This window comes from Shewanella sp. BF02_Schw (assembly GCF_014596695.2).
Taxonomy (GTDB): domain Bacteria; phylum Pseudomonadota; class Gammaproteobacteria; order Enterobacterales; family Shewanellaceae; genus Shewanella.
The window spans coordinates 342,039-361,021 of record NZ_JABKAW020000003.1 but is presented as its reverse complement, the minus strand read 5'-3'; the positions used below and the strand labels follow the sequence as shown (position 1 = coordinate 361,021).

Genomic DNA, 18,983 nt, shown 5'->3' with positions numbered 1-18,983 from the left:
GCCTCATGTCTCGCCATAAATTATTGCTTCCAATAATGCTCATTATTCTTGGAGTAAGTGCATCTTCGAGCGCCGAAGTTGTAGGGTTGTCTTCAAGTGAGTTTAGGGTTGATGAGAGTGGTGCCGCCACATACTCAGTACCCATTACTATACCTGAAGGGCGTGCAGGCGTAACGCCGCAAGTGTCGTTAAACTATTCAAGTAATAACCTTCAAGATGGCCCTGTAGGTATTGGTTGGAGTATTGGCGGTATTTCAGCCGTTTCGCGTTGTCCACAAACGCCAATTAATGACAATGCGATAACAGGTGTAAATTTTACCAGTAGTGATAGGTTTTGTCTTGATGGTCAACGATTGATATTGCTTGCGGGTACCTACGGTGCACCGTATTCAACTTACATTAAAGAAGTTGATGACTTCTCAATTGTTACTGCTATGGGCGGTAGCCAAGCTAATGGGCCTAGTTATTTTGAAGTTAAAACGAAAGCCGGTGAAACTTATTATTATGGTAATCCCGCTTTAACGGGTCTTGTCAGTACAAATCAAGCGGACGCATTTGTTGAACCAAGCAATAAGACTGGAATAGCTAAAACATGGGCTGTTAAAGTCATTAAAGATATCAAAGACAACTATATTCTGTTTAATTACAACAACAGTAAAGCGAATGGGACATTTTACATTGATAGCATTCAGTACTCAGCAAAATTGGGCGACAGTACAGCTTTCAATAAAGTTAAATTTGTTTACGAAGACTACGGTAAGGGTTTTTTAGGTTATCAAGCGGGGGCTATTGCAAAACATAACAAAATACTAAAGCGTATTGACTCATCGGTTGACGGTAGCAACTACCGCTCTTACTTTTTGAACTATGAGACCAGTAACTTTATAGAAGAACGCACCTTACTAACATCCGTTCAAGAATGTCCCGATAATGATACTAACTTCAGTAATTGCTTACCTAAAACAACGTTCGGTTGGCAACGCCCCAATCTATCTAGCAGTAGCATGCAATATCTATGTGAATCTGAGCCAGGTTCACCTGATTTTTGTCATGATGTACCTACATCTACTAATTTTAAGCCATTTGAGAACTTTACTACCGTTGCGAGTGGATCTGCTAACGTCAGTACATCTCAAATTTTTGACGTCAATGGTGATGGGTATCAAGATATTGTTTACGTCAGTGGTAGTTCGTGGGCAGTGAAGCTCGGCCCTTACTTTACTTCCACTAAAACGATGACATCTACTGGTACTTCAAAAAAGGAATATGCGCTTAATATTGATTATAACGGTGATGGTGTAAGAGATTTACTTGTTGCAAACTCAGCAACAACAAATTGGCATGCCCTATCATATCAAGCAAGCCAGAGTACATATCAAGTTTGCCCATCTGGAGAGCCTTGTGAGGAGCGTACTAGGCTATTGGATTATACTTTAAAAGATTTAGGTGTCGTTGCTACAGGACTTGAAAACGGTGCGCAAGTCATGGATGTCAATGGTGATGGTAATGAAGATATTGTTTTTCGAACGGGTAATACTGTTAAAGCCCATGTTAACAATGGCAATGGTACTTTTAGTGCAAATAAAACCCTCTATACCTTTGCGGATACTATTGCATCTGCTGAGTTAAATATGGGAGTACAATCTCAAACTGCTGATATGAAATCTGCCAGTGCCGTTGATATTAATGGCGATGGACGTTCAGACCTTGTAATGAAAGTCACGTCAACGATATCAGGTTGTTATGTTCGAGGCGTTTTCGATCGATTTGTAAACTCAGCAAATGAGTGTAGAAATGATTTAGGTGGCACCTGGACCAGCAGTACTTCAACAAAACATATGCTTTTTGTCGCATCAGGCACCATGGCAAATCCGGTCTTAACCTTACAGCAGACCCTTGGTAACTATGAAGACACTTTCCGTATAGCCGATTTAAATGGTGACGGCTTGAGTGATTTGTTATTTGTCAGTGGCGATAAATGGTGGTATCGACTCTCTAACGGTATTGAATTCTTAGCGTCTAGAGACGCGGGGTTAGCTACATCGAGTACTAAAAAATACCTTGATCAATTTGTCGACCTAAACAATGACGGCCGCGCGGACGTGTTACATGCAACTTCAACGTCTAATTGGGCTATTTTCTTCTCTCGCCCCACAGATTCTGGTGAATGGATTTCATTTGAGAGCCGTGGTTCTATGGCTTTTGACGCCAATGCTACGGTTCGTTTTGGTGATACGGATGGCGATGGTAAATTAAACCTACTGACTTCAACAGGCAGCAGTTGGAAAAAATACTATAACCGTAAAGGGGTTAAAGAGTTCGCCATCAATACCATTACCAATGGCTTTGGTGTTGCGACAACGGTAACCTACAAACCGATGACAGACTCATCTGTGTATGTGACAAACTTCTCAGATGCAGACACAACAACAGATACGTTCTCACCTCACTCAGGTATGCAACTCGTCAGTAAAGTAGAAACGCAAAGCAATATTGGTGTTAATGATAAAATATCGGTCAACTATAAATACGGTGGTTTTCTTATCCATAAAAAGGGCCGTGGTTCATTAGGCTTTCAGATGTTAAAAACCATCGATAACCAAACCCATGTAGTGACCGAAACCAAATACAGTCAAGAGCATGGTGAATTAACGTTTGCCCATGCAGGCATGCCTATTGAAACCATTCAAATGCTTGGCACTCAAATACTTTCAAGGGCGACTAACACGCTAGACGTCATCCAAACCGCTAATGGTGGTATTTCACCTTATATTGCATCTTCAGAAGAAGAAAGTTACATACTAGACAGCAATCTTAGCAGCATATTGTCAAGCGTAACACTCACGACCAATCAATATGATGGCTGGGGTAACTTACTTGAAAGTAACATTGAAATTTCTGATGAATACTCTAATGACGTACTCACTACCAACAATGTTAATACCTATGGTTCGGGTGACTGGGAACGATATGGCCGTTTAGCTTCTTCTGTTGTCACAAAAACACGAACAGGCGACCCTAAAACACATGTCCGAGAAACAACATTTGATTACTATTCAAATTTGATGTTGAAATCGAGCACATTATCACCTAACCAAGCAGCCACTAAACTAACAACCACTTATGGGTATGATGCTTGGGGACATAAAACCTCTGAAGCAGTAACGGGTTATAGCACAGCAACAGGCACAAATATTACTCGTAGTACGAGTAGTAATTATGGTGCTAAAGGGCGTTACCTGAGTTACACAGATGATGCGATGGGTTTTAGAGCCAGTTTTAAGTATAACAATGTTGATGCAGACTCTGTAACCGGTGTCATCACTTCAATAAAAACTACCGATGCCAATAATGTCGCGAAAATAGAATATTTTGATGATTTAGGCCGACTAAAAACCATTGACCATCCTGACGCAAAAACAACGACCGTTACTCAAGCTTTTTGCAGCAGCTGTTCTAGTAATGCCTATTACTACGTTAGAACAACGGTAACCGGAAATCCCACCCAGGAAGTGTATTTTGATAAATGGGGGCGCGAGGTTATCGCTCAAACCACAAGCTTTAGCGGTGGCTGGAACAAAGTCATCAAAGAGTACGATGAGCAAGGCCGAGAAAAAATGGTGTATGAGCCAAACTCAACTGACTTTACACTTTTTGAATACGATGAATTAAATCGACCTAATACCGTTACAAAGCCCAATGGCACAACAGTCACAAATGAGTTATTTGGCTTTGAAAGTCGAACCACTAATGAAGTCGGTATAACGACAAGCGCATATCAAAATGGTTTTGGTGAAACTGCTTATACTCAAGATGCTATCGGTAATACAGTGTCTTTTACTTATGATGCTCAAGGCAATGTTGTGACTACAGACACCTCTGGTGAAGGCAGTAATTACATTGTCACTGTTACATATGATGACTGGGGCAGAAAACTCTCCACCAACGACCCTTCAAAAGGCCTATGGAAGTACACCTATAATGCTTTTGGTGAGTTAATGACCCAGAAGACAGCAAGAGACCATACCTTTACGTTCACATATGATTTACTTGGCCGAAAAATAAAAAGCTATGAGCCATCAGAAGGTACGCTTTGTTGGAATTATGGTACAGCAACGGATAAAGGCAGACTGCTGTCTACCGAAAAATATGATGCCTTAAATGTTACATGTGCGACTGGTAGCCCAACGTATAAAAATAGTTTTACTTATTACCCAGATGGATTAGTTAAAACCACAACAACCTTAATAGATGGAAATACGTTCACGCAAAGTCAAACTTACGATAGTTACAGTCGCCCAAGTATTACTACATACCCTACTGGTACTGCGGCGTTTTCAGTTAAGAATAACTACACAACCTCTGGTTATCTATCTGAAGTACGTAATAATGTAACGAGTGCTTTATTAAAACGTGTTGACTCAATGACAGCACGAAATCAAGTCGACAAAGTCACTTACGGTAATAATGTATCGAGCACAGCGGTGTTTGAAAATGACACTGGCTGGTTATCAAGTATTGACGTTAAAAATGGTAGTGCTCAGCTTGCTTACACTGATGTCGTGCATGATGATATCGGCAACGTAACCAGTCGCTGGACTAAATTTGGTTCAATCCCTGGAAACATTACCGACTTTACAGAAACGTATGGTTATGACTATCTGACAAACCGTTTAGAAGATAGGACGATTAGTATTGCAACTGGCGATACTATTTTGCCAGCTCACTTTAAAACGTATCAAGATTTCAATTATGATGATTGGGGTAATATTAAATTTAAAACGGGCGTAGGCAATTACACCTACTATGCAACTAAACCGCACCAGCTTAATGAGGTCAAATCAGCCTCTGGAGCGCAATTATATAAGTTTTTTTACGATGCCAACGGCAATAGTAAAACTGATGGCACCCGCACTTTTACTTATGGCAGTTACGACAAGCCAACATTAATCACGAAAGCTGGCAGTAGTTCTACCATGAAATATGGGCCTGAGCGTGAGCTTATTTATAAATCTGATACGTATGTCGAAAATGGCAAAAATGTGACTTATCAGACAACCTATTTAGGTAATTATGAAAAGGTATATCGTACGGGTGGCGCAAGTACATTAACCGAGCATAAGTTTTATGTCGGCGATATTGTCTATACCCAACGAAGCAATGGTTCAACTGATACTTTTTATCTACACAAAGACCATCAAGGCTCGGTCATCGCCACAACCAATGGCAGTGGCGCAGTCGTCTCGCAAGCGATTTATGACCCATGGGGTAAACGTACCGCTGTGTATCTTCATAGTTCGTTGGCTAGTTTTACGACCAGCGAACCGACTGACAGAGGATATACAGGCCATAAGCACATCAAAGATTTAGATATTATTCATATGGGTGGGCGTATTTACGATTCAACCTTGGGTAGATTCTTACAAGCAGATCCTAATATTCAGGCGCCGTTGAATAGCCAAAGCTATAACAGATACGCCTATGTTTTGAATAATCCGATGTCGATGACCGATCCGAGTGGGTACTTTTTTAAGTGGTTAGGTAATCAAATAAAGAAATACTGGAAACCAATAGTAGCAGCTGTAGCCATATATTTTACTGCAGGAGCAGCAACTAGTTGGGTATCTACATGGGGCGCTACGTGGGGTACTGCTGCAACAGCAGCTACAGCGACCACAGCTGCTACAGCAGCAACATTGACCACTGCAGGTACAATGGCTGTTGGAGCTATGGCTGGAGCAGCCGGTGGATTTGTTGGCGGAGCTTTGATATCCGGCAGTCTTAAAGGTGCACTTCGAGGGGCAATATCTGGTTCAATTGCTGGCGCTGCAGCAGGTTTTATGGGTAGTTTTTTTGGGGATTCCCGTTTTGCTCGAGGTTTATCTAGTGGTACAAATGGTTTGATGGAAACTGGTGATGCTGAAGGATTTGCAAGAGGTTTTTTAGCTGGTCAGATAGACGTTGATTTAGGCCTTGATATATATCATACAAATCAGTTTGCAAATTTTGCAATAAATAGAGTTGCTGATTATGCTCAAGGATATATTATTGGAGGCTCTAAAATCGCACAAAAAAACTTGAATGCTGGCTTGATAAATGATGGCATTGGTCATGCGGTTGGCATATCTGCTTCTTACCACAATAAAGGGGAGTTTTTTGCACCAAAATTTAGGAATGGTATGTATTATTATGATAAGGGTGGACGTGACGCGATTACCATTGGGAATGTGATTACTGGACCGAATAGTTTATATCGTGGACAGAATATGATCTTAGATCAGCATGAGAGGAAACATTTTTACGAGCAAAAAGCGCTTGGACCATATTATCTATCACTTCAAGGGATTTCTGCGGGATTATTTTCATTAACTGGTAGGGCTTCAAAGCCTATATTCGATTGCACACCTTTTATTACCACAACTTATAGTGATTTGAGGATAAGTGGATGTTAAGGATTTTGATGTTTTCAACTATCTTAATGGCATTAAGTGGATGTCTGCCAACGGCCGATGTTGAAATTAGCTTCAATACTGACAAGTTAAATATTGAACAACAATATATGGCCCTATGCACTAATCTTAAAGCATTGGGCTTTGTTAGTGATAATTATGAACAAGAAGACGAAAGTGCTAATAAATGCTGGATGGTGGGCAGTTATTACATTGATATGAAGCGTGTTAGCAATGGATTGATAGGGCAATATGTTGAAGTTATGTTCAGGGAAGATGAACAGCAATCAAAGTTAACTTATTCTGAGGTAGGAGATTTTAAAATGACTGACATGGGAGTTGCCCAATTTGAAAAACTGAAGGTCATATTAACCGAGGTTGTAGGAAAGTATCGCATTAAATAAAGTACTTTAACATGGCCGTATGTACCCCTCCGGTGAGTCAAGATCATACTCTGCTCACCGAAGGCTTTTTGGCATTAGTTTTCTGTACAACATTCTCAGTCTTATCATTGCTTTTGATGCGACTTATTTACTGCTAGAAGCGGCTATACTGCCCTGATGTTTATAAAGACGGGGCTTAATAGTGAAATCTGAACCAATCATGCGTAATTACAATAATTAAGACACCCACAATTATTTCGTAACCAGCCGCTGGACTAAATTTGGTTCAATTCCTGGAAGCATTACCGACTTTACAGAAACGTATGGTTATGACTATCTGACAAACCGTTTAGAAGATCGCTCGATTAGTATTGCCACTGGTAGTGGTATCTTGCCAACAAATTTTAAAACGTATCAAGATTTCAATTATGATGACTGGGGTAATATTAAATTTAAAACGGGTGTGGGCAATTACACCTACTATGCAACTAAACCGCACCAGCTTAATGAGGTCAAATCAGCCTCTGGAGCGCAATTATATAAGTTTTTTTACGATGCCAACGGCAATAGTAAAACTGATGGCACCCGCACCTTTACTTATGGCAGTTACGACAAGCCAACATTAATCACGAAAGCTGGCAGTAGTTCTACCATGAAATATGGGTCTGAACGTGAACTCGTTTCAAAATCAGATTCGTATGTCGAAAATGGTAAAAATGTTACTTATCAGACAACTTATTTAGGTAATTATGAAAAGGTCTACCGTACTGGTGGCGCAGGTACATTAACCGAGCATAAGTTTTATGTTGGCGACATTGTTTATACCCAGCGAAGCAATGGTTCAACTGATACTTTTTATCTACACAAAGACCATCAAGGCTCGGTCATCGCCACAACCAATGGCAGTGGCGCAGTCGTCTCGCAAGCGATTTATGACCCATGGGGTAAACGTACCGCTGTGTATCTTCATAGTTCGTTGGCTAGTTTTACGACCAGCGAACCTACAGACAGAGGATATACAGGCCATAAGCACATCAAAGATTTAGATATTATTCATATGGGTGGGCGTATTTACGACTCAACCTTGGGTAGATTCTTACAAGCAGATCCTAATATTCAGGCGCCGTTGAATAGCCAAAGCTATAACAGATACGCCTATGTTTTGAATAATCCGATGTCGATGACCGATCCGAGTGGTTATTTCTTTAAGTCATTGTTTGGATTTGTGAAAAAGCATTGGAAAACGATTGTTCAAATTGGTATTACGGTGATGACTGCTGGAGCAGGATTAGCTTGGGCAATTGCAGGTGGTGCACTATCTGGTTACGTTGCAACTGGCTCTCTAAAGGGGGCATTAGTTGGAGCATTCAGTGGCGCAATTTTTTTTGGGGCTGGTGATATAATCGCCAATAACGGAATATCAAATATACTTGCTAAAGGCGCTATACGAGGTATAGCTGGGGGAATTAGCAGTGTATTATCTGGTGGAAAATTTGGGCATGGTTTTGCCGCTGCTGGTGTAACTAGCATGGCTGGAGGTAAAATCGACGCAGTTTTCAAAAATACAGTTGCGAGAGTTGTTTCCGCTGCAATAGTAGGTGGTACTGTGAGTCAACTTACGGGAGGGAAATTTGCTAATGGTGCTATGACCGCTGCATTTATGAAAGCCTATAATGATGCTAATCACCCTAGTCAAAGTGAATCACCTAGCGATCCATACGCTCCTTTGGCCAAATGGTTTAGAGATATTGCTGATGGTGCAACAGCATTTAGAGGAAGTATTGAAAATAGCTTGTCAGAAATAAGAACTTCATTGTCCACATCTGCTGATGCAGTGGCTTCTTATATGAAAAATGATATGTCTGCAGGAACAACATTTAAAGGTTCGTTCGGTAAAGGTTTTTCTGCAAATTCTTCATTTAAACTCAATGGTGATACTTCAGTATCTATTGCTGATGAAACAGGTCTAATGCTAAAAGGAGGGGGGTTTGGCTCAGCTCCCTTATATCAACAAGGTAATATAAATGGTATGTATCAGCAATTCGAAGCTTGTTTTCAAGTATGTATTAATACTCAATGGGACTATCAAGGTAATTGGAATGTAAATGCACAAGCAGTTTATCCACTCGCCGTAGGTGCAGCCTTAAGTACAGGTTATACAACAAGCGGCCAAAATGTTGCAAATTATTTAATGAATGGTGGTTAGTATGTTGTTATTTATAATATTCACAACGAGTGCAATTTATTTTGCTGTAGGTTATCACCAAGGATTAAGAATATTAATCGAAGAGAGCCAAGCAAGTAAAATAGACATTTTTGGAAGATACTATAGTAGTCATTTGGGGTTATATAGTGACTTTAACTTTATGAGTGATGTTTTCTCTGGAGAGAAAATAGACGAAGAGCAGAACATTAAAATCAAAATCGTTCTTGTACAATTAAGACGAAAATTGAGATGGCAAATTCTATTTGGATTGTTGGCCTTCTTTTCAGTTGTTGTTCAGGGTGCTTTAAATTAAAGAGGCGAGATTGCTGATAAATAACATGGCCATATAAGACGCTCCCGGTGAGTCAATATTATACTCTGCTCACCAAAGGCTTTTTGCCCTAGTTTTCTGTACAACATTCTCACTCTTATCGTTGCTTTTGATGTGCTCATTTACCGCTAGAAGCGGTTGTACAGACCTGATTTTTTAAAAGACATGGGCTTTACAGCCAAGCTGCGCCCCAAATGAAATCAGTTCATAATTATTGACTTTTTTCAACGTCAGGAATAAAGTCAATCTTAGTTAGCAATTGCAGAATTTGAAGATGTAAAAATCTGCAACCAAATGAATTTAAACGACTATTTTAACTATTTAATTAGAGAGTATGGGTTCAAATCCCTATCCCTCCGCCACATTCTAAAGTGAAAAAGCCATTGATAATCAATGGCTTTTTTGCTTTCTAGCATTTGAAAAATCATATTCTCAGACCCAAAACGGATGACTGAGACATATGTACCTATTCAGAGCCACAAATTGTACCTATTACACCCGCATGGTGTTGCCTGCTTCTCTACGTGATAAAGGCTTCTCTGCCGACATCAAAGTATCCTTACTCACTAAACAGCGCTCAATCGCGATAGGCCGTAACCTTGTGGTTGCGGGTATCTTACGACCATTAATCAGTAACTTAACCTCAAAATCACAGCCAGATGCATTTAAAGTACACGTAAATCAATTGATTAATGATGCCCGTGTAGGCTTTGTTGGGGCAACAGGAAGGCTTGATGAAAACGCCAAGCCAGTGCGGGAAATCATCCAGTTTATGCCCACTCGAACAACGCAATTAGCCCATAATAGTGCGACATATGACAATTATCCCTCATCAACAAACTTGGCATTGTCAAATAGTTCGGGTAGTAAAAAGCAAACAAATTCAGTCGCTAACATCACATTGACGGATGCACTAATTAAATTTATTGCGTCTAAACAAAAGCAGTCTGTCTCAGTGTTAACGGTAAAGCAGCTAAATCAACGTATAGGCCACTTTATTGAGCGAACCCACCTAGATGATGTATTCGACATTACCAGCGCTGAGGCAATGGAATACAAGGATTGCTTGCTCGAAGAAGGTCGAAGCCATAAAAGCAATAAAGACTACCTCGCGGCGGTGTCGCAGTTCTTTAAGTGGTGCAAACTGATGCGCTACACCAGCGCTAACCCGTTTGATGAAGTGAAACTGTCCAAGCCAAGTAACCAAGCTGGGCATGATTTAGCGCGTCAGCGCTGGCAACCAAAGCAACTAAAACACGTACTGCAATCACAAGACTTTATCGATAAGCATCCCGACTTTAAATGGATAACGCTATTGATGCTCTATCACGGTTTACGGCCTTCAGAAGCCTGTCAGCTACACAGTAATGATATAACCACCATAGATGGTATCAACGTCATACACGTCACCAATGAAGGCATGAGCCAACAACTCAAGACCGCACAGTCAAAGCGAACCGTTCCGCTGCATCAAAAGCTCATTGATCTTGGTTTTATTGATTTCGTTCAAACCATTAATGACCGAACATCAAAAACCAGTCCGTTATTTCATTATCAACCCAGTAGCGATGGTGTTTGGTCACACAAGTTCTGCCGTGAGTTTGGCAAATTACTCGACCAACTACACTTTATCGCAGGTAAACGACCTACAGCCTATTCATTCCGTCACACCTTTATTGATGAGCTTAAACAACTGCAAATAGAAGAATCGATGGTGGCACAAATCGTCGGACACGTTTATCACAACATCACCTATGGACGATACGGTAAGCAATATGATGTTAAAACACTCAAGCCAGTGGTGGATAAAGTTGAGTACGCGCTGAATTTGTTGAAACCCATATAAAGCGTTTGATTGAAAAGGGTCAAGGGGAACACTTGCCGATGCGGTATTAGGCACGACATACGGCTTAGTCGGTCACTAGCTGTATTGTTTGATACTTTTTGCGCCAATTTTTGCTCGTAGGATTAAGAAAACTGATTTATATGAGCGATTTTTTGTCTTAATGGGTCACCGTAGGATGAAAAAATGATAACAGTCAGTGAATCCTGAGTGCTTTTACACACAAAATTTGCTCTCACAGAACCAATAACCAGCCTGAGAAATGATGAAACGCACCAGCAGCATCATTTCTCAGCCGCACTTATCAAATCCTACGGGCGTAAATCGATAATAAATCTTGCTGAGAAATCGAATTTTTACTTTTCCCGCGTTAATTTCACGAAACTTTTCACGTAAAGAATGCAATTTAAACCGTTTCGCACTCAGTGAGTGCGAAGCCAAAGCAGCCCACTTTAAAAGTGGGACTACAGCGAAACCCGGTACGCTTGTATCCCACTTTTTGTTCCAAAAAGGTCGGATACAAGCTCGGGCAAGGGGATACCCCTTAACCCCAACAGCCACATGCTGCGCATGTGAAGAAATCAAAAGCGTGAAAGATAAAATCAATATGCACACTTTTATGTGGTGCGTACTGTTTTTATGTACAGTTATAATGGTGTTTCATCGATTTACGCTAAAAATCGAATAAGAATCGTTCTTTAGTTGTATCGTATTGAAAATAGAAAAATCGTAATCGTCTGATATTAATGCTTTTAATTTTTCTGGCGGTGACCACAAACTCTACTTTACGCGCAAGCTCTGTTTGTTTTTGTCTGTTAGGCACAATTAATTGCTTTACTTCAATAAGATAGCAAATGTAGGATGTTATTAATCAATAAGTTAAGGGACTGGCATTTACAATGCAAGCCCTTCAATAAGCTGTTAGGCATTGGAGGCCGCAATGAGAAATATCATCATAATTCTTAGTTTTACATTTATACTTAATCAATTATTGCCAATAACACAGCTGCTGCAACCCTTTAATATTCTACCAATTGACTTGTATCGATACCCCCGAAGGGATTTATCAGGTATTGAGTTCATGGCTCTTAATTTTTTATTTAATTGGCTAGTTCCAATGGCTATCTGCACAATATTTTTTATTAAGTCAAATTTGAACACTCGAATTATAAAGAGTTGGGGCGTAACCTTTTTATACATATCCATCACTCTATTAGCGCTAAGGCTATTAACACTGTATTTAAGTACTTTCATTGAAGGTGGTGGACCAACATTTGTTGCAAGGTACTACTTTGGTTTTATAGCTATCCCTCTTAAATTGTTAATTATTGCAGGTATTGTAAAGGTTTTAATATCTTTAGAGCCTGCTCCTTACGAGATTAAAGAGTAAAAGGCTAAAAAATGCCTAACAAGCTAATAAATAAGGACAAAAAATAGTTGGCTGTTTTCGTTCCTCAACATTTTAGCCAACAATTTTTTGCCCATTATTAGGGCGTTATATGCAAAGGAGCGTGCGGTGAATAAAGTCGTATCAATATTAAGTTTGTCATTAATTTTAGGTGCTTGTGCATCTACAAGCCCTAAAACAGAAATCACAGGGATTGAAGTAGAATTACCTCAAGACAATTGGGAACAAGTGACAAAAAAGGAAGCAACTGGTCAATATATTAAAGAGTGGGTACCAAGTGGAAAAACACCACTTGATACAAACTGGATAATTACAGAACAAAAGTTACCTTTACAGTCAAAAATTTCGGCTGAAAAATTTCAAAAGAGTATGTTTAGCTTAGCTAGGCAATCATGCTCTGATGTCCTTTATAATGGTCCTCAAGAAATCAATGTTAGCGACCATTTGACTTCAGTTGGCCGTATTATGTGTGCAAAACAAAATGGACAATCGTACGGTACCTTCACCGATCAACGTGTAGTTATTCAAGGTTTAACGGCATATGTTGTAACTAGTGAACTACGAATTCCAGCGTCTTCAAAAGCTGGTGTATTAGCATTTGGCAAAGATCAACTAAACGAAATGAAGGAATTTATGCAATTGCAGGGGAAATCTTCCTCTTTCGTTCGTAAGTCTGTAAATGTTTGTCTTAGCGATAGTGTTAATTGCATATAACAAATAAGGATAGGCCGCGCGAAGCCGCGTCCTATCCCAAGTGTTGAACAAGCCCGAACACCGAGAGTGACTCTTTATTATGTAAATAACAGCTCGAGAAAACGCGCTGTTTGATGTGATGGTTATCGTGCTAGTTTTTTGTAGTCAGCAAGTACCCTTAGCCCCTCTGCTAATTATTTAACTCTATTAATTTCAGTGCGTTAAATTAATCCTCCACGGTATTCAGTTAAACCATTATTCTTATTATTTTCAACATTAGGTTGAGGTCATTAAGTTTGTCGGTCGTGCCACTACGCCCATAAAGCGCATTGGTTGCTGGCAACAGGGGCAACTGCGGGTTGCTAATCTGCGCTTTATCTCAGGAATGATTGGAAACGTTGCCCCTGCAACTGCCAGCATAAGCTGTATTTGTAGCCTGAGCTTTTTGGCGTTACCTCTGAGTAATCCATAGTCACGCACTCGCCTTAATCCCTTCGGTAATACGTGTTGCAGTATTAACCAGAGAAATTCTATGGCGGGTAAGGTGCGTACTTTTGTCGACTTTGTTTGGCTGTCTTCATACTCGAAACTCACGTTGTCATCGACATGACTTTTGATATTTTTGTCAGCCAGTACGCCGCGATAAAGATAGCGTGATAAATACTGCAGTGCAGGCAAGCCTTTGCCCACATGTTGGCAGTCTACTACCCACTTTTTGGGCAGTGAGGTTGGCAGTGTGAGATTAAGCTTTGCCAAATACTCCAGCAAGCGTGCACGCCAGACATTGGCGATATTAAAGGCGTTGAACAGGTATTTGCCTTTGTTCTTTTTCCAGTGCTGTTGAGTTTTGTTAAAACTGCCCGCAGGAATAATAAAGTGAATATGCGGATGTAAATCCCGTCGCCGGCTGTGAGTATGCAGCACGCCGGTGAAACCAATATCACCGGCAAGCTTTGGTGAGTTAAGGGCAAAGTCTTTGAGCACACTGGCAGCGACGGCAAACATGGCTGGATAGAGCGCTTCTGGGTGATATTTAGCCACAACACGCAGCTCAAATGGCAATGTAAAAGTCACCATGAAATAGTCGACGGGCAGTAACTTGGCTTGTTGCTTAGTGAGCCAATCTGCCGTGGTGTTGTACTGACATTGCGGGCAGCTGCGATGACCACATGACAGCGGAAAGTCAGCGGTATGCGTGCAACCCTGGCAAGCCCAGTGGCTGGCTCTTTGGGAATGAGAGCGGCAACTGAGCATGGCATTAATCGCTTGGCGCATTGACGGGGTAATTTGGCCATCATAAGCCTGATTAAAGGCATCAAGATGGTCACGTAAAATATCGATGAATGTCATGAGTCACACTCCCACTTAAGCACCAAATTATCAGTGAGCTGGTTAACTGACAGGACAGTGTTCTTGCGGGTGATGGTGGTGAGGCGGGTATAGCGTGCGGTAGTGTTAAGGCTGTTGTGGCCGAGTAAGTGCTGTACTGAGCGTAAATCTAACCCTTGTTCGAGCAGATGAGTCGCATAGCTGTGACGTAAATTATGTGGGCTGATGGATTTGTGGATGTTGCAGTCGTTAATCACTCGCTTTAGTGCTTTTTGAATACCGCCTTTATCTATCATTGAACCTGGCTTGCCATCTTTACCGGGAAATACATGCCGGGGATGGCGATGGGTTTGCCAGTAATATCGCAGTGCAAGTAATGTGCGTTGAGGTAAAGGGACCAGCCTGTCTTTACCGCCCTTGGCGTCACGAATATGCACCTGCATCAACGCGGAATCGATATCGCCAACCTGCAATGAAATTGCTTCGCCGAGGCGCAACCCCATACTGTAAAGGGTTAAAAAGCACACTTGATATCGCAGCTTATGGGTGAGGCTAATGACGATGGATACTTCGGCAGGGGTCAATATATCGGGTAAACGTTTAACCTGCGGAGGCTTCACAATACTCAGCCACTCCCAGTGCTGGTTAAGAACATATCGATAGAAAAACTGTAATCCATTACGGTCGAGTTTTACGGTGCTCCAGGAGTGAGAGGCAATTAAATCAGCGAAGTAGCGTTTTAAATCATCGGTTGAAAGGTTATCAGGGCAACAGTCAAAATAAGCACTAATACGCCTGACAGCGCGGCTATAAGCGTCGATGGTAGCAGGCCGCTTGCCTTGCAGCGTTAAATTGGTAAGATGTTGTTCATAAAGACAATCAAAGCGTTGTTGTTCGTGAGCGTTCATAGTAATACTCCTAGATAGCTGCCAAGGTAGGCAGGGTCTAGTAAGTATTTATGATGGGGCTAAAGATGTGTTTTTATCTTTTCTGCCGCAGAGCGGCTTCGTTCAACAAGCTGTTTAAAAAGGACAAAATTCAGTTGGCTGTTTTCGTTCCTCAACATTTTAGCCAACTAAATTTTGCCTCTTAACAGGGCGTTAGATTTTAAGAGGAAGCTATGACCATCGAGACAGTTTTCTACACGCAAATTGGAAGTGTGCTAGCTTTCATCGCGGCAGTTTTTGTCTTATACCGTATATTGGTTCAGTCTAAAGACGGGACAATAGAAACTCTAAAGACCCAAATATCATTCCTAGAAACAAAGGTGAAAGACCTGTCTGAAACCTCCCCTGATATTCTTCTTCAACGCTATGAAAAACGAACAGCGTTACTTACAGATGAACTAGAAAAGGCAGAGGATGAGAAGGCGCCGCTAAAAGAACAGATTGAGCAGTTACAAAATGATCTCACCCAAACAGGTTCGAAGACACAGGCTGAAAAGCAAGCACTCGTAACCCAGCTAATCACGGTAACGAAACATGCCGCAGCTCTTGAAGAGCGGCATCAACAATTAGAGTCAAAAATTCGAGATATACAAGACCCATATATGCAATTTCTCCATTATGCAAACGCTGAAGTTTCGCCAGGGAGAAGGCAAATAGTTGGTGAAATCAGTAAGCATTTAGGAGTCGATTTCGTTATCGGGAGTACACCCGAAAAACTTATTGAGGCATTTTCTGGCTTATATCACGAGGTTGAGCGACACGGGACGCATCCGCAAATTCCTATTAATGGTGGCGCCATGACCGGGTTAAGAAGTGTCGGAATAATTGGCAACGATAATGTGTTAACTCTTGTTGGGGTTTCCGTGTTTAAAACCATTGCCCGAGAATTAAAATCTAACAATTCAAGCCAAGGGACGCCGCAAAGCGGCGCCCCTGCTTGAGGCGTTATGTGTTTCTCAAGTTGGAGAATATATGGATATTAAATCGCCCCAATTAACTGATGGCACAGAATGGATTGAGCACGAAGACTGTATTGTTGGGGATGAACAAGGATTAAAGAATCTAATCTCTGCGTGCGAAACAGCTATCAAAGATGGTGAGTTTTATGGTGATGGTTTAGGAAATTATGTTGGTGTTAAAAAACTAGAAACGAGCATGTTTGTCGAACCTGAAGACTCTCCAACTACAAAGATAGGTTTGGCTGTTACTACTGTAGTATTTTTTGGTTTGCTTGCTTTAGTGTTAGTGGGTGGCTATACCGCATTAAATTGGCTGTTTAGCTAAAACACATAACAAGAAATTCAACAAGGACTAAAAACAGTTGGCTAGGTTCGCTGCGCTCACTATTTTAGCCAACAATTTTTAGCCTGTTAATTAGGCGTTAATCATTGACAATCTAACCGATAAATATTTAAATGTCATACATCGACTACGAATGTTCACTTACTGAGATGTGACTTTTCGATTAGTGATTGATTATTATGAATTTTAGTTTTATTTTGTGGCTGATTGCTTGGGTTCAAATCCCTATCCCTCCGCCACATTCAAATAAAAAGGCCTTATCGAAAGATAAGGCCTTTTTATTTGGGCGTAAGATAGGACTCTGAACCCCGGGTTCCTCTTTATTAAAAGCAAGCTATCCCTCTTCTAGATTCAAGACCAAATGCCAAACCGACAAATATAAGGCCTATGTATTTGGGCGTAAGATAGGACTCTGAACGTAAGCGTCCGGCGAACTACGCCTTGTCTAGCTTAACCTGCCAGGGTAAGAGACTGTTGAGGTCACAATCAGGGTAGGATAATTGTTCTAAGCAGTGTTCGATGTAATCAAACGGGATAAGTCCATTCGCTTTAGCCGTTTCTATGATGCTGTACAAAATTGCACTCGCCTCAGCGCCGCGATGGTTGTGATTGAATAGCCAGTTTTTACGCCCTATCACAAACGGTTTTACTGCCCGCTCTGCGCGGTTGTTGTCGATATTGAGGCGACTGTCTTGCGTGTAACAACTCAGCTTTGACCATTGATTGAGGCTGTAATGGATGGCTTTGCCTAGCGGACTTTCCTTTGATACTTGCTGCACTGATTTATCCAACCATTGCTTAAATAACCCCAGTTGAGCACGTGAGTGGGTGCGCCTAAAATACAATCGCTCTTCCAGGCTCAGTGCTTGTATTTGGGTTTCAATACGGTACAGCTTGGCTATCATGCTCAATGCCATATCCGCTTTACTGATTTTGCCTACTTTGGGCTTGCCTTGTGCTATTAGCGCTTCTTTGAATTTACGCCGCGCATGAGCCCAACAACCGACCAGTTTATTGTTTGCCTGCTGATAAGCCGCGTAACCATCGACTTGTAAATAACCATTAAATACCGTTTGCTCGGTAGCCAGAAAACGGCTCACGCAGGTGCCCGCGCGGCTACCGTCTTGATAGTCGTACAGTACTATATTGCGCAAACCTTGATATCGAGGCTCAGTGCTTGGTTTATCCGCGCCAGCGCAATACACCCACATATAGGATTTTACTCGCTCATCGTTAATCACTTTGAGCGTGGTCTCATCGGCGTGGATGACATCTTGTGTTAATAGATGTTGGTGCAGTAAATCATGTAAGGGCTTGAACAGCGCTGCAGATTTCATCATCCAATCCGCCATGGTTTGCCTGCTTAAGGCGATACCGTGTTGCTTGAATAAGGTTTCTTGCCGGTAAAGGGGTAATGCGTACTGATATTTACTGGTAATGAGCTGGCTTAACAAGCTTGGCGTCGCCACGCTTTTAGGGATAGGACTGACTGGCACGGGCGCTTGTTTGATATTGGCCTGGGGTCCTTTAGTCTCACAATGCTTGCAGCTGTATTTTAATCTAACGTGCTCAATCACACTGATTTTCGCCGGAATAAACTTCAGCTTCTCACTACTGTCTTGGCCCATTAACGCCAGCTCATGACCACAGCACTCACACTGCTTATCTTCATCACTGATATCATGGATAATCACTTCACGTGGCAGGTCTTTAGGCAGTAATTTACGCTTGGCGCGCTGTTTAGGTGACACAGGCGCGTCAGCATCTGCTGTTAATTCAACAGGCTCATCAACCGTCACTTCTGCTTCGTTAAACAACTCACCTTGATAGTCATGGCTTTCACTGCTGGCGCCGAAACGTTGTTGCTGGGCTAAGCGAAATTGTTCAAGCAAACGCTGCACAGAGTGTTTAAGTTCGGCGATTTCAGCGTCTTTAGCCGCCAACGTCTCAAGCAATAATTGCTTAAGTAAATCAACGTCATTGGGTAAGTTATCAGGGTTTAGTTTCATGGCATTATTATACCAAACATACCCTTAGATAAGGCTAAAGCAGTGATCTAATTATCGAAAACAGCCTTCGCAATGGCGATCAA

13 protein-coding genes are annotated in these 18,983 nt (G+C 41.4%); 9 read left to right on the top strand and 4 right to left on the bottom strand.

All coding sequences use genetic code 11. The annotated features are described in order from the left end of the window. Positions 1–5 precede the first annotated feature (5 nt). From HNW13_RS14175 to HNW13_RS14155, 5 genes are all read left to right on the top strand, one after another. The gene (locus HNW13_RS14175) at positions 6–6,452 is read left to right on the top strand and encodes an FG-GAP-like repeat-containing protein (protein WP_192116041.1); all 6,447 of its coding nucleotides are present in this window, start codon (positions 6–8) and stop codon (positions 6,450–6,452) included. Between the two features lie 8 nt (positions 6,453–6,460). Further along, positions 6,461–6,853 carry a hypothetical protein gene (locus tag HNW13_RS14170; protein ID WP_192116040.1) on the top strand — a complete coding sequence of 131 codons (393 nt, stop codon included), beginning with the start codon at positions 6,461–6,463 and terminating at the stop codon, positions 6,851–6,853. A 370-nt stretch (positions 6,854–7,223) separates the two neighbouring features. Further along, on the top strand, positions 7,224–9,038 hold the full coding sequence (locus HNW13_RS14165) for an RHS repeat-associated core domain-containing protein (protein WP_192116039.1): 1,815 nt from the start codon (positions 7,224–7,226) through the stop codon (positions 9,036–9,038). Position 9,039: 1 nt separating this feature from the next. Next, complete coding sequence (locus HNW13_RS14160) at positions 9,040–9,351, top strand: hypothetical protein (protein WP_192116038.1); 312 nt, start codon at positions 9,040–9,042, stop codon at positions 9,349–9,351. 478 nt (positions 9,352–9,829) lie between these two features. Next, entirely contained in the window at positions 9,830–11,215 is a 1,386-nt protein-coding gene (locus HNW13_RS14155; RefSeq protein WP_192116037.1) for a site-specific integrase, read from the top strand. A gap of 670 nt (positions 11,216–11,885) precedes the next feature. Here HNW13_RS14155 and HNW13_RS14150 read toward each other — a convergent pair. After that, positions 11,886–12,035 (bottom strand): hypothetical protein, encoded by a 150-nt coding sequence (locus HNW13_RS14150; protein ID WP_192116036.1) that lies wholly within the window; start codon positions 12,033–12,035, stop codon positions 11,886–11,888. A 117-nt stretch (positions 12,036–12,152) separates the two neighbouring features. On the opposite strand from HNW13_RS14150, the gene HNW13_RS14145 reads away from it, so the two are divergent. Continuing rightward, a complete protein-coding gene (locus HNW13_RS14145; protein ID WP_192116035.1) occupies positions 12,153–12,602 on the top strand; it encodes a hypothetical protein in 450 nt (149 codons plus the stop codon). 126 nt (positions 12,603–12,728) lie between these two features. Continuing rightward, positions 12,729–13,334, top strand: coding sequence for a hypothetical protein (locus HNW13_RS14140; RefSeq protein WP_192116034.1), 606 nt, complete (start codon positions 12,729–12,731; stop codon positions 13,332–13,334). Between the two features lie 255 nt (positions 13,335–13,589). Here HNW13_RS14140 and HNW13_RS14135 read toward each other — a convergent pair whose 3' ends face one another. Both HNW13_RS14135 and HNW13_RS14130 read right to left on the bottom strand, forming a co-directional pair. After that, positions 13,590–14,663 carry an IS91 family transposase gene (locus HNW13_RS14135; protein ID WP_124014279.1) on the bottom strand — a complete coding sequence of 358 codons (1,074 nt, stop codon included), beginning with the start codon at positions 14,661–14,663 and terminating at the stop codon, positions 13,590–13,592. Continuing rightward, positions 14,660–15,550, bottom strand: coding sequence for a site-specific integrase (locus HNW13_RS14130; protein WP_124014280.1), 891 nt, complete (start codon positions 15,548–15,550; stop codon positions 14,660–14,662). The genes HNW13_RS14135 and HNW13_RS14130 overlap by 4 nt, the downstream gene beginning before the upstream one ends. 212 nt (positions 15,551–15,762) lie before the next feature. On the opposite strand from HNW13_RS14130, the gene HNW13_RS14125 reads away from it, so the two are divergent. Both HNW13_RS14125 and HNW13_RS14120 read left to right on the top strand, forming a co-directional pair. Then, complete coding sequence (locus HNW13_RS14125; protein ID WP_192116033.1) at positions 15,763–16,530, top strand: hypothetical protein; 768 nt, start codon at positions 15,763–15,765, stop codon at positions 16,528–16,530. A 31-nt stretch (positions 16,531–16,561) separates the two neighbouring features. After that, positions 16,562–16,873, top strand: coding sequence for a hypothetical protein (locus HNW13_RS14120; RefSeq protein ID WP_192116032.1), 312 nt, complete (start codon positions 16,562–16,564; stop codon positions 16,871–16,873). A gap of 452 nt (positions 16,874–17,325) precedes the next feature. Here HNW13_RS14120 and HNW13_RS14115 read toward each other — a convergent pair whose 3' ends face one another. Beyond that, the gene (locus HNW13_RS14115) at positions 17,326–18,900 is read right to left on the bottom strand and encodes an IS66 family transposase (protein WP_208062879.1); all 1,575 of its coding nucleotides are present in this window, start codon (positions 18,898–18,900) and stop codon (positions 17,326–17,328) included. Positions 18,901–18,983 lie beyond the last annotated feature (83 nt).